Consider the following 14,841-nt stretch of genomic DNA (forward strand, 5'->3'; position numbering starts at 1 on the left):
CGATATGACTTCACAGACCAAGAGCCGCACTGGTAAAGGCGAAGGCGAAGCTGTAGGCATCGCGCTGCTTGGTTTCGGCACCGTTGGTGCCGAGGTCTTCCGCCTGCTGGGGGAAAACGCTGATGCCTTTGCCCACCGCATTGGCGGTCCCGCAGAAATCCGGGGCGTCGCCGTGCAGAATAAAAATAAGCTGCGTCCTGGTGTGCCGAAGGATCTGCTCACCGACGATGCGAAGGCCCTAGTCATGCGCGACGACATCGACTTGGTTGTCGAGGTCATCGGCGGTATCGATTTCCCCCGCGAGCTCGTGCTGGCTGCGCTGAATGCTGGTAAGTCTGTGGTTACCGCGAACAAGGCGCTGGTGGCTGCTCATGCGGACGAGCTGGCAGAAGCTGCCGATAACGCTGGCGTGGACCTCTACTTCGAGGCTGCAGTGGCTGCCGCCATCCCGGTCGTGGGAATGCTTCGTCGTTCGCTCGCGGGCGACCAGATTCAACGCATTTCCGGCATTGTCAACGGCACCACCAACTTTATTTTGGACGCGATGGAGTCCACGGGTGCCTCCTACGCGGACGCGCTCGCTGAGGCCACGCGGCTAGGCTATGCCGAGGCCGATCCAACTGCCGATGTCGAGGGTCATGATGCCGCCTCGAAGGCGGCCATCCTCGCGTCTTTGGGCTTTCATACCCGCGTTACCTTCGATGATGTTTATTGCGAGGGCATTTCCAACATCACTGCTGAGGATATTTCCGCCGCACAGCAGGCAGGCTATTCCATCAAGCTGCTGGCCATCTGCGAGCGCCTGCGTGATGCGGAAGGCAATGAGTCCGTCAACGCGCGCGTGCACCCGACCTTGGTCCCTAAGGAGCACCCGCTGGCCTCCGTCAGCAAGTCCTATAACGCTATCTTCGTCGAGGCCGAGGCAGCTGGCTCCCTGATGTTCTACGGCAACGGTGCCGGCGGTAACCCGACGGCGTCTGCGGTGCTTGGCGACGTCGTCGGCGCCTCCCGCAACATCGTTCACGGCGGCCGTGCGCCGGGGGAGAACACCTACGCTAACCTGCCGATAGCAGACTTTGGTCAGGTATACACCCGCTATCACATCGATATGGAAGTCGTAGACCGCACAGGCGTGCTCTCTGCGATCTCCGCGCTATTTGCCAAGCACAACGTCTCCCTGCGCACTGTGCGCCAGGAAGACGGCGACGGAATCGCTCGCCTCATCGTGGTCACCCACACCGCGTTGGAGCATGAGATGCAGGGCATCGTCGAGGAGCTGGGCCAGCTTGATGATGTCAAGGCGGTCCACTCCGTTATTCGCTTGGACGGTGGCCAGCTGTGAGCACGGAGGTAGAGGTAGGTGTCAAGGCCACGGTAAAAGTCCCTGCTTCCTCAGCTAATCTGGGCCCCGGCTATGACACCCTCGGCATTGCGTTAAGCCTTTATGACACCGTCGAGGTTGAGGTCATCCCCGCTGGGCTGGAGGTAGAAATCTTCGGTGAGGGAGCAGAGGACTTGCCACGCGATGACTCTCATCTGGTAGTTAAAGCCATCCGTTCCGCGCTGAATGCGGCGGATGCTGCGGTGCCGGGTCTGCGCGTTACCTGCAATAACAACATCCCACAGTCGCGTGGTCTTGGTTCTTCGGCCGCCGCTGCCGTCGCCGGCGTTGCAGCGGGCAATGCCTTGGCAGGCTCACCGCTAAACAGCGATCAGCTAGTGCAGCTGTCTTCTGCTTTTGAAGGGCACCCCGATAACGCCGCGGCGTCCGTGCTAGGCAATGCCGTGGTCTCCTGGACCACAGTGCCGGTTGACGGCCGATCTTTGCCAGAATATCGCGCTGTCAGTGTGGATGTACACGAGTCCATCCAGGCCACAGCCTTGGTACCGGATTTCCATGCCTCCACCCAAGCCGTTCGCCGCGTCCTGCCTTCGCACGTGACGCACGGCGATGCTTCCTTCAACGTCTCGCGCACTGCCGTGCAGGTGGTCGCACTGCAAAAGTATCCGGAGCTGTTGTGGGAAGGCACCCGTGACAGGCTGCACCAGCCTTATCGTGCTGATGTGTTGCCTATTACCGCGGAATGGGTCAACCGTCTGCGCAACCGCGGCTATGCGGCCTACCTTTCAGGTGCGGGCCCTACCGCGATGGTGCTGCACACTGAGCCTATTGAGGAATCAATCTTGCAGGATGCGCGCGAAGCGGGCCTGCGAGTACTCCCACTGGAGGTTGCAGGCCCGGTCGAGGTCCATGCAGCGCGGGCTTAAGCAGTCTGCTTGACGTTTACGCAGCAGGTTCCGTTGCCTGACTTCGGAACCAGCGTAAGCGAGAGGTGCTCGCCGGAATCAGCTGCGACTTGTTCCAAGAAACCATCGTGGATAGCGCAGACGAACGGGGAGGGCTTGATGCCTGCCGCTACGAATGGGCAGGCATGCAGCTCCATGTCGGTCTGACCATTTTCTTCGAGCTCGGTAGTCGATGCAGTGGGGTCAAATCCCATATCGCGCATCTTGCGATATAGCGGGGTCAGCGCGTTGGCGGAGGGAAACTGGTCCTGGTGCGTTGAGGCAGCCCACTTGCGGCCAATTGCGCGTGCCTGTTCGGAGGCGTAATCGTTGAGCTCTTCCTTATCTGCCAACATCTCTGCCAAAACGCTAATGAGGGTGACGTATTCTTCTGCCACTGAGCGGTTATCAGGGATGCGCACCTGGAAAATCAGCGAAGGGCGTCCGCGGCCCTTGGCCGGTGCGGTAATAACGCGGACTGCGCCTACATGTACCAGCTCATCGAGGTGGCCGCGCGCGGTATTGACATGCATGTCCATGTCTTTGGCGATGTCCGCCGCGCGTGCTCCTTGCGGATATTCCTGCAGAACGTTTAAAACTTCTCGCTGTTTGGGTGACAGGCGTAGTGCTTCTGGGAAAAGTTCTGTGGAGGACCGCGGTGCATGGACGGGCATGTTTCTCCTCGAATAATTTATAAGGTTAATCGGTTGTTAATAATGACGATACAGCGCTGACCCGTAGAAAAGACAATGATAGAGGTGCGATATGTGCCACTACGTGCCGCGACGGTAATTTATTTAGTGCAGATCTCGCAGTAAACCGTCTCGCCCACGCTCAATGTTTTGGCTTGATCGATGCCAATCGCCGCCTCGACGTGTTGGCCGCTAAGGTCTAGCGCGGCGATTACACGGTCTAAGGAATGGGCACGAATATCCTTTATTTTCGCCTGCCACCTGCCCGACTCAGTGAGAGTTATCTCCTCCGGACTTAGCACAAAGCGAGTTGGCCCGGTGGTATCGGGGATCACGGCGCCTTGTTCGAGTCTTCCCTGGATAACCACCCTGCCGAGCAGCCTTGCGACGAAGTGATTGGGCGGGTTTTCTACGATCTCGTTTGTTGGAGCGTGGAGGAGAATCTTGCCGCGTTCTACCACTGCGACCTCGTCGGCCAGGCTCAAAAGGTCTAGCACATTATGGGTGACCATGACGGTGGTCCGGTCGTGGCTCGCCGCAGCTAGCAGCTTGCGCCATTGCGCAGCAGCTGCGGCGTCGACAGCAGCTAGCGGTTCATCCAACAATAAGATGGAAGGGCGTGCAGCCAGCGCGCGGACGAGGCCAGCTTGGGCAGCCTGGCCGCCCGAGAGATCGCGTGCTTTTATCTCCGCAATCTCGCTTAAGCCCGCCGCAGCAATCAATTCGGCAGTAGCGGCCTTATCGTGAGTGACCATAGTGATAGCCTCCGCGACCGTCGAGTGGGGCGGCAGCGCTGGCTTTTGCGTCAGCATCACGGCGTGGGACTCATCAGAGAGGCGACGCAGCAGTGTGGTCTTGCCGGCACCGTTGATGCCAACGACCGCCGTGGTGGCTGCTTCCTTGAAAGGCGCCAATTGGCCTGCGGCGGGCGGCAGGCTGAGTTGGCGCAGCTTGGCGACGTCGATGTCAGACTGCGCATGCGCCTGCGGCGAAGGCTCACGGTGTAGCAGCGATGGGATGCCCGCGCAGGCGAGACAGACCACAGCGAGGCCGATGAGAATCGCAGACAGCGCATAAGCGTTGTCCGCACTGACCTCGCGTTCTAGATAGATGCCGCTCGACATCGTGCGGGTGAGCCCCGGCATGGAACCGGCGAAGGTAATCGTGGTGCCAAACTCGCCGAGGCTGCGTGCAAAGGCGAGTGCTTCACCCGTGAAGATTGCCGGTGCGATGGTCGGCAGCATGACTTTGCGCCAGATGGCCCCGCGTGTCATGCCAACCCGGCGCGCGGACAGGGCCACTTCATGGTCGGTCTGGCGCAGCGCGGAGTCCACCGCCACCACTACGAAAGGAAGGGCGACGAAGGTTTGCGCCACGACGACGCCGGCGAAGGCGAAGGCGAAGTTTAGCTGCAAGGCATCCAAGAGTGGGGCCAAAAGGCCGCGGCGGCCCAACGCCGCGCTGAGCGCCAACCCTCCGACCACCGGCGGCATCGCCAGTGGCAAGTACACCAGCAGGCGCACCGCCTGGCCAATGCGGTTTTGCCCGTGCAACCAGATGGCTAGGCCGGTGCCGAAGAAGGTGGCAAGCAGTGCAGAAATAGCAGCCGAGGTTAGCGTGATGCGTAACAGGTCGTGGGTAGTTTCTTGAGAAAGCACCGTGCCAAGGCCCGTCCACGGAACGCGGGTGGCCAAAGCAAGTACTGGTACCGCGACGTATAAAACCGCCAAGGCGCCCGCCACGGCGAAAGGCCAGGGGGCGCGAGGTGGGGTGGTGCGCACATGCATGGAAAGCAGTTTAGTCGGCGGGCACGAAGCCATAGCGCGACCAGGTCTCGTCGAAGTCGTTAGCGAGCATGTCCAGCAACGAAGAGGCGGCATCCTGGTGCGGGCTGTTTTTGACTACGGCACCCAAGATTTGGTTGCGGAATTTCTCCGCGCCCTCGATGGGGATTACCTCCAGGTCAGGATTGGCTGCTGCATCGGTGGAGTATACCCATCCAGCATCCGCCTCGCCGCTGGCCACTTTGCCTACTACGTCGGCGACCTGGCCCTCTTTGGAATCGGCGCTCACGTGCAGGTGCTGATCTGCCATGATTTTATCGGCGATCGCCCCGCAGGGGACCGAAGGGTCGCAGCGCACGAAGTAGTCGGTCTCATCCAAGTCGTGGACGGAGTGGATATGCCCAGGATTGCCCGGCGGTACCACCATCACCATGGAGTTGGTGGCCAGTACGCGAGGCTGCTCGACATCGCCTGCGGCCACCGCCTTGTCCATGGTCTCCTGGGACGCGGTAAGCAGCACGTCGGCAGGCGCGCCTTGATGGATTTGTTCTACCAGGGAAGCAGAACCGCCATTGTTAATCAGCATGGGCGTGACGGCCTCAAGCTCATGGTTGAGCACGCGCGTTGAAGAGGCGGCGAAGACGTTGAGCTTATCCCCGCCGCCTGCGCAACCGGTAAGCGCGCAGGCGGCTAGGGCAGCAAGGCAAATAGCAGCAGATTTTTTCATAATCACCAAATTTACGCACCTGCACGATTTCGAGTGAGAGATGGGGAGGGGAAGTCGCAGAAAACTGCTACGCCACGCGGGTGAACTTGATGTGGAAGTCCTGTGGTTGTTCCTTCAGGTATTCCAGCTCAAAGGACTCTTCGCGGGCTTCGATTTCTTTGAGCAGTGGCACTGGGTTGTGCGGTGCGATAAGGATCATTGCTTCGCCGACGTTGAGGGTGCCCAGCGCGCCGTGGATAGCGCCGTGGCGCACGGCGTGTGGGATTTCGGAGGCGTTTAGGGTTGGCACTTCGCTTGCTTTGTGGGCATCAGTAATTGGCAGTTGCATGATGGTCCTTTCATTTGGTTTGAAGGCTTTGGTTTTCACCTTAGCGCCAATATTAGTACGATAAAACTCGTGAAAAATATTGCGCATCGTTTCGTGTTTCTGGCCTTTGCCGGAGCGGCGTTGCTCGTTGGTCTTTATGCGGGCGCGGCACTGCTGGGCGTCGCACCAACGTCCACAGCTGCACGTGCGCATGGACCGCTCATGGTCTTTGGCTTCGTCGGCGGAGCAATCGGCTTAGAGCGCGTAGTCGCTGTCAAGAAAACGTGGGCCTGGGCAGGGCCCATCTGCCACGTCGTGGCGGTGGTGAGCCTGCTAGTGGGCGCACCCCGGTTTGTCCCCGCCATCTTCTTTGCATGGAGCTTCCTCATCCTCGGTGCAATTTATCTCGAGATTCATCGCCGGCAGCCCACGCTAGCCGTGCTCGTGCAGGCGGCGGGTGTTATCGGCGGCGTGGCGGCCAGCCTGTTGTGGGCCATGGCTGATTCCTTTGCCATGGCCATGCCGCTGTGCGTGCTGTACGTGGTGAGCACCATCATCGGAGAGCGCATGGAGCTTGCCCGTGTGACCATGGCCGGTACAAAAGCGGAAAACCTCATCACCGTGCTCGTTCTGGCGCTAGCAGCCGCCGGTGTCATCTTCGTCCTAGTCCCCGCGGTGGGCTACCGCTTGATGGGCCTTTTCCTCTTCGCGATTTCGGTGACCACCGTCCGCGTGGATGTGGCCAAGAATTTGGTGCACGGCACCGGCCTGCCGCGCTATTCCGCAGTCTGCATGCTGGCAGGTTACTTCTGGTTGGCGCTCGCCGGAGTCATCTGGCTGGCGTTCGGCCAAGCAACGGGCTTTGCCTATGACGCCTCGGTGCACACGGTCTTCCTGGGGTTTGTGATGTCGATGATTTTCGCACACGCGCCCATCATCCTGACCTCCGTCATTCGCAAGAAGCTGCCATATCGCACCGTGCTCTACCTGCCGGTCGCACTATTGCACGGCGGTCTTGTCCTGCGCATCGCCGCGGACGCACTCGCGCAAACAACTGTCTTCCGTGTGGGCGGCATGACTAACGTAATAGCAGTCTTGCTCTTTGTCTTAAGCGGTTTTATTTTGACCATGTGGGAGGCACATCGTGCACATCGCTGACGTTTCTTTGGCCGCACGCGGGCGCTGGCACATGATTGCCGCCTGCGTCATCGGCTTCTGGGTAGTAGCTGGGATAGTCATCAACATCGCCAGCCACCTAGGCGCAAGCGTGGTGTGGTGGGACCTCATCCATCCCTTCACCATCGGTGCGATGACCACCGCCATCATCGTCTATTCCACGCACTTCACGGAGGCACTCACGCGCATGCAGGCCCGCGGGTACAAGGGCGTGGCCTGGCGCGTGGGGATTGTCCAGGTTGGCTTGGTACTGCTGCTCGTTGACCGCGCCGGGTTTGACTGGGGCCCGCTTTCCGACGCCGCATCGCTTCTTATCATCGCTACCTTCTGCTGGCATGGCTTCGATATCTACCGGGCGCTTCGGGGATCACTGGCCGGTTTATTCGCGGTGACGGTGCCTTTCTACATCGCGGCCGCAGCATTCGTGATTGTTTCCGTGTTGCTCGTGGTGCTAGCAGCCAATGGTGTGGGCAACTATTCACTCCTGGTAGCCGCCCACTCGCGGGGCATGGTCTGGGGCTTTGCCTGGCTGACCATCGTGGCAACCGTGGTCACGCTTTTGCCTACTTTGAGCGGCACCAAGATTGCCCCCGCCGCGCGGGCGCGCTGCACTAGGGCGCTCATCGTCCACTGCGTTGGCTTGGCGCTCGCGTTGGGCCTTAATTCTTTCGGGCTTAGCCGCGCAGCAGGTATGACACAGCTGCTGGTGGTGCTAGCGGCATTGCTCATCATCCAGCCCATCCTCGCCACGCTGCTGGCGGGCAAGCCACAGCTGACCACGGCGACGGTCTCGGTCGTCGCCGGACTGTTGTGGATGCTTAGCCTCTGCGCCGCCGACGCGGTCTGCGCCATTTTAGGGGTCTACCCACGCGTGGTGACGTTGCTGCTCATGCCAGCATTCGTAGGCGCAGGTCTCATGCAACTGGTTACGGGCGTGCTGCACCACTTGTTGCCCACCCTCGTCGGCGGCGGCCCGGCCAAGGTGACACTGGGCAGAAAGGTCGCTGATTACGGCGGATACGCCCGCTTGGTGCTTATCAACCTAGGTGCGATGTTGTGCTTGCTCGGGGCCGATATAGCCGGGCTTATCATGATGGGGCTTGGCCTTATCACCAACATCTTGGCCATCGCGGTGGCCGTTTCCAAACAGAAAAGACTGGAGAACTAAATGCTCAGCGTTTCTTCTAATCAACCTCAAAAGCCACCGGCTCAGAACAACTGGGCATCGTGGATTCTCATCGGCATCGCCCTGGCCGCGGTGATTGCTCTAGCGGTTTTCAATAGCACCTCCAAGGCACAACGGGCGTCGGAAAGCGAAGGCGTTGATGCCACCGTCGTTGAGGTTAGTGTGGAAGGCATGTCCTTCGTGCCTTCTTCCATCGATGTGCCAAAGGGCACCCACCTGGTGGTGAAGTTCACGAACACCGGAGATATGGTCCATGACCTGAAGATCGGCGACAACGAAACCGGCCGCGTCGAACCCGGCAAGACCGTCGAGCTAGACGCCGGCCTCATCGAGGAGACCACCCAGGGCTACTGCACCATCGCGGGGCATAAGGCGCAGGGCATGGTCTTTGACGTCAACGTCACCGACGCGCCTGCAGAAGGCGACGCCATGGCTGGCATGCACCATCACTCAGCTAGCCACCCAGACGTGCCCAGCGCTGCCGAGCGCACCCAGGAACGGGAGGGATTTAAGGCCTTCGATGCTGCGCTGCCGGCTGCAAAGGCAACCACGCACGAGGAAACCTGGACCATGACCGAGGACGAGGTCGAGGTAGCGCCAGGTGTAAAACAAACGCGGTGGCTATTCAACGGCCAAGCCCCAGGGCCAACCTTGCGCGGCAAGGTGGGCGATAAGTTCAAGATCACCATCAAGAACGAGGGAACCATGGGCCACTCCGTGGACTTCCACGCCGGCGAGGTCAACCCGGATGAGAACATGAAGACCATCGCGCCGGGCGAGTCCCTGACTTATGAGTTCACCGCGCACCGCTCCGGCATCTGGATGTATCACTGCTCCACGGCGCCGATGAGCCTGCACATTGCCAACGGCATGGCCGGCGCGGTGGTCATCGATCCGCCAGAGCTTGGCGACGCCGATGCGGAGTACGCAATGATTGCGGACGAAATCTTCCTGGGCGACGAAAATGGCGCCGACGCCGACCGCGTCTCAAACGGCGAGTACGACCTGATGGCGTTTAATTACTATCCGAATCAGTACGACCTTGAGCCGCTGCATGCCAAGGTGGGCGATAAGGTACGCATCTGGCTGCTCAACGTGGGCCCAGACCAGCCGTTGTCTTTCCACGTGGTGGGCGAGCAATTCGACACCGTCTACAAGGAAGGCGACTTCCTCATCAAGGACCTGGATGATGCCGGCTCTCAGGCCGTGGATCTCCTACCCGCGCAGGGTGGATTCGTGGAGATGACCTTCAATGAACCCGGCACCTATAGCTTTGTCAATCACATCATGACCTCGGCTGAAAAGGGCCAGCACGGAAAGATTGTGGTCTCGCGGTAGTCATTGCTCGGCGGCGCTCCCATTCGGCGAGTTCAGCCAAGGTATCGTAGTCCTCTTCCGCGCCTGTACCCGGCACCGCGATGAGGCGAGGGACTGCGTGCAACAGCCTGCGGGCTGACTTGTTGTGCAGGCAGTCGAAGGAATCTACCGCTTGGCGCAGGCCGTTGTAGTGCCATAGCGCGCACAGTGGCTGGATAAAATCGCCGCTTAAAGCCGCCGCTACCGAGGGAATCGAGCTTTGCGCTTCGCAGGCGGCGAGTTTTTCCAACAACTTTGGCAGCATTTGGGGCGAATCCGGCGCATCCACAGATAACACTGCGATATAGCGAAGTGGCGCTAAACTACGTGCTTCCAGGTTCTTCAGGCCTGCCGCGATGCCAGCTGCAGGCCCACCAAAAAGCGGATTTTCGCATACCTGCGGCAGGCCCAGCGGAAACGGGGAAACCACGCAGACCGGCGCGCCATAAGGAAGCTGCCTGCGCACGACGTCGACAAGCCTTTCGCCCCGCACACGCACCGAGCCCTTATCGCGCCCGCCCATCCTGGTGCCGTGGCCGCCTGCCAGGATGATGACTCCTAGCTCGTGCGGTTTGTAGTTCAGCATTGCCTAGGTTTTAGGAAGCTCGCGGCTCCAGTCGCCGGAACGGCCACCGGACTTTGCGGTGATCCCACAGCGGCGGATAAATGCGGAGCGGTCGACGCCTTTGACCATATCGATGATGGACAGCGCCGCAACGTTGACCGCGGTAAGCGCCTCCATCTCCACACCGGTGCGATCGGCGGTTCGCACCGTTGCCTCGATGAAGACATGGTCGTCTCGGATTTCCAGATCGACCGAGCAACCATGCACGCCGATGGTGTGGGCGAGGGGAAGCAGTTCCGGGACCTTCTTGGCCGCCGAGATGCCGGCGATGCGCGCGACCGCTAGCACGTCGCCCTTGGGAACCGTGCCGTCGCGAAGCGCAGAAAGAACCTCAGGAGAACATGCAACCTCGCCTTGCGCGGTAGCGGAGCGGACGGTGGGCTGCTTTTCTGTCACATCCACCATGTAGGCGGAGCCGGAAGAATTGAGATGGGTAAATTTCATGGGGTCTAGTCTAATTAAGTCCTAATCGAGAATTAATAGACAACCACGCGGACTTCATCGCCAGCCTGAATTTCAGAGGTCACCTCAACCAAGCCGCACGTGCCGTGGAGCGAGGCCACGAAGTGGCTGCTCAACCCCCTGGCAAAGGGGTACGCCACGACGGCCTCGCCGAACTCCAAACGCGTGGGCACAAATGCCGTGCCGTGCTTGTGCGCCATGGGGAACGCCTCCCCGGCGCGCGCGACGATGGTGCGCCCGCTGCAGACCTTCGTGCGGGCAGGGCGCCCGCTCAAGGCCTCGAGGAAAGGCGAAACATAAAGGTGGTAGGAAACAAACGCCGCTACGGGATTGCCCGGCAGGGAGATAACTGGCAAACCTCCATAGAGGGAAAAACCTTGCGGCGTGCCCGGCTTTTGCTTGACCCCGCCGAACCAAGCCTCACAGTCCTCTGCGGCCTGAAGCGCGGTCTGCGTGACGTCGAAGGCGCCGGCGGAAACTCCGCCCGTCGTGATTACTACCTCGTGGGAATTAAACAGCTGCTCAATCGTCTCGCGCAGCTGCTCCGGGGAGTCGGAAGAGCGCATGTGCGTTACCACCGCATGCGGGATGGTGGAGCGAATCAGCGACTCGATCATCGGCCCATTCGAATCGGGTAGCTGGCCCGGCTCGAGGCTCGAGCCCTCGACCAGTTCGTCGCCGGAGGAGACCACGCCTACGAGAACGGGGCGGTGGACGCGAACATGCGTGATGCCAGCCGAAATCAGCGCGGCAATAAGGCTGGCATCGACCACGGTGCCCGGCTTGGCGATGGTCGCGCCCTCCCGAACGTTTTCTGCCTTCGGGCGGATGTGTGTGCGCCTTGGCGTCTCGTTGATGGTGACCTCACTCGGCAGCTCGTGTGGGCCGGCTGGAATATCGGTCAACTCCACCGGGACTACGACTAGGCCATCGTTGTCCTCCGGAACCGGCGCGCCGGTCATGATGCGCACCGCCTTGCCCGCTGGCACCTCCATGGGTGCCTGGCCCGCCGGAACGTCGCCTGCGACGGGCAAACGCGCAGGCAGCTCAACCAGATCCTTTACGTGTACCACGAAGCCATCCATCGCAGAGTTGCTAAAAGGCGGCACCGCTAGGCGCGCAGTAACGTCTTCTGCAATAACGCGGCCCAGAAGCTTCTCGTTGACCGGCTGGGCTTCCGGAAATACCTCTACCGGCACCGGCCGGGCGTGAGACATTATCGCCTCGAAGTGTTCTTGTGGGGTGCGCATGCTTTTCAAACTAGTTCCTTAGCCTTTAGCCACCGATTGCTGCCATCAAGCGATCCGGCTGCAAGAAACCCTCGTCATTCACGCCGTGGCCGGGCAGCTTCGCCCACATTTCTGCGGCCCATGCCTCCATGAGCTCTTCATCGCTGGCGCCCGCGCGCATGAGGTCGCGAAGAGAGGTCTCCGAATTGCCGAATAGGCAATTGCGCACCGCGCCGTCGGTTGTCAGGCGCGTGCGATCGCAGGAACCGCAGAAGGAGCGAGTGACTGAGGCGATGACGCCGATTTGTCCTATCTCGCGGCCTCCGCGATAGGCATTCCACAGTGACGCCGGGGCAGAGCCGCGCGGCTCGTCAGCGGGGGAGAGCTCGAAGGACTCGCCGAGGCGGGCCAAGATATCGTCCGCGGTCACCATATCCTCGCGCCGCCACTTATCGCGGGGTCCCAGCGGCATCTGCTCGATAAAACGCAGCTGTGCGCCTGCCTCAATGCAGTATTCCGCCAGCGGGATAATAGAATCCTCGTTAATGCCCGGCATCACTACCGCGTTGACCTTGACCGGGTGCAGCCCGGCGCGGGTAGCGGCTTCGATGGCTGTGAAGACATCCTGGATGCGGTCGCGCCGGGTTAGCCGGGTATAAAGCTCGCGGTCGGTGGTATCGAGCGAGATGTTCACGCGGTCGAGGCCTGCTTCCACCAATCCATCGATACGCCGGTCGAGGCCCAAGCCGTTCGTGGTCAGTGCGGTAGACGGTGATTTACCTTCGTCGGTGCGCAATTGCTTAGTAGCAGCGACAATCTTCTCCAAAGACTTGCGCAGGAGCGGTTCGCCGCCGGTGAAACGTACCTGGCGGATGCCTAGCTTTTCGACGCCGATGCGGATGAGGCGGATCGTTTCCTCATCGCTCAAGGTTTCTGCGGTGGGAAACCACTCGAGACCTTCGGCCGGCATGCAATACGTGCAGCGGAGGTTGCAGCGATCAGTAAGCGAAACGCGCAGGTCGCGGGCCCTGCGGCCGTATTTGTCTAGAAGCGGATAAGTCATTGTCGTCCTAGTCTATAAGGAGAGTGGTCTTATCCATATTAACCCGGAAATATTCGCGTTTAATCCGGGGTCTAATCACGGGGCGGGAAATGCTGTGGCAAGTCATCCAGGCGGTGCGACTCGCCAGGGCCTTTCAGCCGAATGATGTTGTATTCGCCTTCAGCCAAGTGCGAACGCAGGTCCTTCTTATCGAACTTGCCCACCGAGGTTTTGTCGATGTGCTTTACGAAGGTCCAGTACTCCGGCAGCATCCACGAAGGCAGCTCCTTGCGCATACCCTCGCGGATGCGCTCGGCGGTTTCGATTGTCGGAGAAAACCCTGGCGCCAACACCGTTACCGCCAGAGGGCGTTCCACCCACTGTTTATCTGGATAGCCGATGACGGCGGCCTCCACGACGACGGGATTAGCCATGATGAGGTTTTCGAGCTGGACCGAATAGATCCACTCGCCGCCAGAGCGGATGACGTCGCGGGCGCGGTCTTCGACGGTCAAGAAGCCGTCTTCCGTTACCGAGCCGACGTCGCCAGTGCGCAGCCAGCCATCTGCGGTGAATTTGGATTCGGCATCCTCGACTTGCTTGCCGCGGAACTCGTCGGCACTACCGCCCGGTTCAGAAGTGGGCGAGTGGTAGTAGGAGCCGGTAACGAGGTTGCCGCGGACCTGGATCTCGCCGGCATTGCGGTCGGACTTGGGCACGACGACGCCGTCATTGACTACACGGTATTGCAAGGAGGCCGGGAAGCGTCCTTGGGATATGCGGTATGCCCAGCGGGTATCGCCGTCGGCACCCTGGGGCGGGCGGGCCACCGTGCCCACCGTGGTGGTTTCCACCATGCCCCACACGTGCACGACGTCGACGCCGTAGCGCTCCTCCCACATTTTGATCAGCTGCGGCGGGACGGGAGAGCCGCCGGCGAAGATCTCGGTCAGCGTCATGCGGCTTGGGGGATTCTTGAGATAGTGCGCGAAAAGCTGAATCCAAATGGTGGGCACGCCATGCGCCACGCGGGGCGAGGTGGCAGCAATGATGCTGGCAAGCGTCGGTGCGGATACGTCGGCGTCGGGAAGCACTAGTGGCGTGCCCGTCATAAAGGCGGCAAAGGGAACGCCCCAGCTGAGCACGTGATAAATCGGGATGCAGCACAGGAAGGTCTCGCCGTGGGTAACACACAGCGAATCGGAGGCGCGCAACTGCATGCTCTCCAGGTAGAGCGCGCGGTGGGAATAGACCACGCCTTTGGGCGCGCCAGTGGTGCCGGTGGAATAGCACAAGGCGGCCGACGTCCGCTCGTCTAGCTCAGGCCAGTTGTACTCGGTAGGGCGGCCGTCGAGTAGCGCCTCATAGGAATAGACCTCGACGCCAGCGCCAAACTTGCCCAGGTAGTCGGCGGGATCGGTTAGGCCAATGAGAACCACCGCACGCACGGTTTTTACGCCGTTTAAGACCTTAGCCAGCTGATCTTTTAAGCGCGGATCGGCAACTACAATTTCCGCTTCGGAGTGGTTAATGATGTGGCGAATCTGATCATTCATTAACTGCTTGTTTAGCGGGGTGAAAATAGCACCCTTGCAGGCAGTGGCGAACATGACCTCTAGGTGTTCAGCACAGTTCCACATGAAAGATGCCACGCGCTGGTCCCCAGTAATGCCCAACTCATCGTGCAATGCGTGCGCGAATGCGGCCGCGCGTGCGCCGATGGCGGCGAAGTCGGTGGTTTCCGGCTCGCTATGGTTGCGCCACGTGGTCACCTGCGTCTGCCCATGCACCGTCGATCCGTATTCCAGGATGCGGGTCAGGGACAGGGGGATATCCTGCATGGTAGAAAGCATGAGTTCTACTTTAGCGGTGTCACTTCCGGCGCGGGATGCTAATACGGTATAGTGGCTCGTGACTGACGCGGACTAGCCCGAATTTTAGGAAAGCTCCCGCGTAACCGAGTATTGCA

The 14,841-nt window shown here is 60.5% G+C and carries 14 protein-coding genes; 5 read left to right on the plus strand and 9 right to left on the minus strand.

Translation table 11 applies throughout. From position 1 onward, the window contains the following. The first annotated feature begins 4 nt into the window (after positions 1-4). Positions 5-1,342, plus strand: a complete 1,338-nt coding sequence (locus HMPREF2935_RS09205; protein WP_070456186.1) for a homoserine dehydrogenase — start codon at positions 5-7, stop codon at positions 1,340-1,342. Then, positions 1,339-2,268: a homoserine kinase gene (gene thrB, locus HMPREF2935_RS09210; RefSeq protein ID WP_070432833.1), complete on the plus strand. Its 930-nt coding sequence runs from the start codon at positions 1,339-1,341 to the stop codon at positions 2,266-2,268. Before HMPREF2935_RS09205 ends, thrB begins: the two co-directional genes overlap by 4 nt. On the opposite strand, the gene HMPREF2935_RS09215 is transcribed toward thrB, so the two are convergent. The 4 genes from HMPREF2935_RS09215 to HMPREF2935_RS09230 all read right to left on the minus strand — a co-directional run bounded on the left by HMPREF2935_RS09215 (position 2,265) and on the right by HMPREF2935_RS09230 (position 5,817). Then, positions 2,265-2,960 (minus strand): helix-turn-helix transcriptional regulator, encoded by a 696-nt coding sequence (locus tag HMPREF2935_RS09215; protein ID WP_070432834.1) that lies wholly within the window; start codon positions 2,958-2,960, stop codon positions 2,265-2,267. The genes thrB and HMPREF2935_RS09215 overlap by 4 nt on opposite strands. A 119-nt stretch (positions 2,961-3,079) precedes the next feature. Beyond that, positions 3,080-4,765, minus strand: coding sequence for an ATP-binding cassette domain-containing protein (locus HMPREF2935_RS09220; protein WP_070456184.1), 1,686 nt, complete (start codon positions 4,763-4,765; stop codon positions 3,080-3,082). Between the two features lie 10 nt (positions 4,766-4,775). Further along, positions 4,776-5,489, minus strand: a complete 714-nt coding sequence (modA, locus tag HMPREF2935_RS09225) for a molybdate ABC transporter substrate-binding protein (RefSeq protein WP_070432836.1) — start codon at positions 5,487-5,489, stop codon at positions 4,776-4,778. A 67-nt stretch (positions 5,490-5,556) separates the two neighbouring features. After that, entirely contained in the window at positions 5,557-5,817 is a 261-nt protein-coding gene (locus HMPREF2935_RS09230) for a DUF2249 domain-containing protein (RefSeq protein WP_061921912.1), read from the minus strand. 69 nt (positions 5,818-5,886) lie between these two features. Here HMPREF2935_RS09230 and HMPREF2935_RS09235 point away from each other — a divergent pair, with 69 nt between their 5' ends. The 3 genes from HMPREF2935_RS09235 to HMPREF2935_RS09245 are packed head-to-tail and all read left to right on the plus strand — an operon-like array spanning position 5,887 to position 9,496. Beyond that, a complete protein-coding gene (locus HMPREF2935_RS09235) occupies positions 5,887-6,954 on the plus strand; it encodes a hypothetical protein (RefSeq protein WP_235591034.1) in 1,068 nt (355 codons plus the stop codon). Continuing rightward, complete coding sequence (locus HMPREF2935_RS09240) at positions 6,941-8,140, plus strand: beta-carotene 15,15'-monooxygenase (protein WP_070456182.1); 1,200 nt, start codon at positions 6,941-6,943, stop codon at positions 8,138-8,140. The genes HMPREF2935_RS09235 and HMPREF2935_RS09240 overlap by 14 nt, the downstream gene beginning before the upstream one ends. After that, the gene (locus HMPREF2935_RS09245) at positions 8,141-9,496 is read left to right on the plus strand and encodes a multicopper oxidase domain-containing protein (RefSeq protein ID WP_070456180.1); all 1,356 of its coding nucleotides are present in this window, start codon (positions 8,141-8,143) and stop codon (positions 9,494-9,496) included. Here the strand turns inward: HMPREF2935_RS09245 and HMPREF2935_RS12800 are convergent. The 5 genes from HMPREF2935_RS12800 to HMPREF2935_RS09265 all read right to left on the minus strand — a co-directional run bounded on the left by HMPREF2935_RS12800 (position 9,444) and on the right by HMPREF2935_RS09265 (position 14,725). Beyond that, positions 9,444-10,100 (minus strand): molybdenum cofactor guanylyltransferase, encoded by a 657-nt coding sequence (locus tag HMPREF2935_RS12800; RefSeq protein WP_070456178.1) that lies wholly within the window; start codon positions 10,098-10,100, stop codon positions 9,444-9,446. The genes HMPREF2935_RS09245 and HMPREF2935_RS12800 overlap by 53 nt on opposite strands. Before the next feature lie 3 nt (positions 10,101-10,103). After that, positions 10,104-10,583 (minus strand): cyclic pyranopterin monophosphate synthase MoaC, encoded by a 480-nt coding sequence (gene moaC, locus HMPREF2935_RS09250; RefSeq protein WP_061921938.1) that lies wholly within the window; start codon positions 10,581-10,583, stop codon positions 10,104-10,106. A 32-nt stretch (positions 10,584-10,615) separates the two neighbouring features. Continuing rightward, positions 10,616-11,851 (minus strand): molybdopterin molybdotransferase MoeA, encoded by a 1,236-nt coding sequence (locus HMPREF2935_RS09255; protein WP_070456177.1) that lies wholly within the window; start codon positions 11,849-11,851, stop codon positions 10,616-10,618. A 25-nt stretch (positions 11,852-11,876) separates the two neighbouring features. Beyond that, positions 11,877-12,893 carry a GTP 3',8-cyclase MoaA gene (gene moaA, locus HMPREF2935_RS09260; RefSeq protein WP_070732892.1) on the minus strand — a complete coding sequence of 339 codons (1,017 nt, stop codon included), beginning with the start codon at positions 12,891-12,893 and terminating at the stop codon, positions 11,877-11,879. Between the two features lie 71 nt (positions 12,894-12,964). Further along, complete coding sequence (locus HMPREF2935_RS09265) at positions 12,965-14,725, minus strand: long-chain fatty-acid--CoA ligase (protein WP_070456173.1); 1,761 nt, start codon at positions 14,723-14,725, stop codon at positions 12,965-12,967. Positions 14,726-14,841: the final 116 nt, after the last annotated feature.

It is taken from the genome of Corynebacterium sp. HMSC076D02, assembly GCF_001813815.1.
Classification (GTDB): domain Bacteria; phylum Actinomycetota; class Actinomycetes; order Mycobacteriales; family Mycobacteriaceae; genus Corynebacterium; species Corynebacterium simulans.

Excerpts from the sequence above, each read along its gene's own strand:
- HMPREF2935_RS09205 (WP_070456186.1), top strand. The coding sequence starts at position 5 with ATGACTTCACAGACCAAGAGCCGCACTGGTAAAGGCGAAGGCGAAGCT.
- moaC (WP_061921938.1), bottom strand. The coding sequence starts at position 10,583 with ATGAAATTTACCCATCTCAATTCTTCCGGCTCCGCCTACATGGTGGAT.
- HMPREF2935_RS09215 (WP_070432834.1), bottom strand. The coding sequence starts at position 2,960 with ATGCCCGTCCATGCACCGCGGTCCTCCACAGAACTTTTCCCAGAAGCA.
- moaA (WP_070732892.1), bottom strand. The coding sequence starts at position 12,893 with ATGACTTATCCGCTTCTAGACAAATACGGCCGCAGGGCCCGCGACCTG.
- HMPREF2935_RS09220 (WP_070456184.1), bottom strand. The coding sequence starts at position 4,765 with ATGCATGTGCGCACCACCCCACCTCGCGCCCCCTGGCCTTTCGCCGTG.
- HMPREF2935_RS09230 (WP_061921912.1), bottom strand. The coding sequence starts at position 5,817 with ATGCAACTGCCAATTACTGATGCCCACAAAGCAAGCGAAGTGCCAACC.
- HMPREF2935_RS09265 (WP_070456173.1), bottom strand. The coding sequence starts at position 14,725 with ATGCTTTCTACCATGCAGGATATCCCCCTGTCCCTGACCCGCATCCTG.
- HMPREF2935_RS09245 (WP_070456180.1), top strand. The coding sequence starts at position 8,141 with ATGCTCAGCGTTTCTTCTAATCAACCTCAAAAGCCACCGGCTCAGAAC.
- HMPREF2935_RS12800 (WP_070456178.1), bottom strand. The coding sequence starts at position 10,100 with ATGCTGAACTACAAACCGCACGAGCTAGGAGTCATCATCCTGGCAGGC.
- modA (WP_070432836.1), bottom strand. The coding sequence starts at position 5,489 with ATGAAAAAATCTGCTGCTATTTGCCTTGCTGCCCTAGCCGCCTGCGCG.
- HMPREF2935_RS09255 (WP_070456177.1), bottom strand. The coding sequence starts at position 11,851 with ATGCGCACCCCACAAGAACACTTCGAGGCGATAATGTCTCACGCCCGG.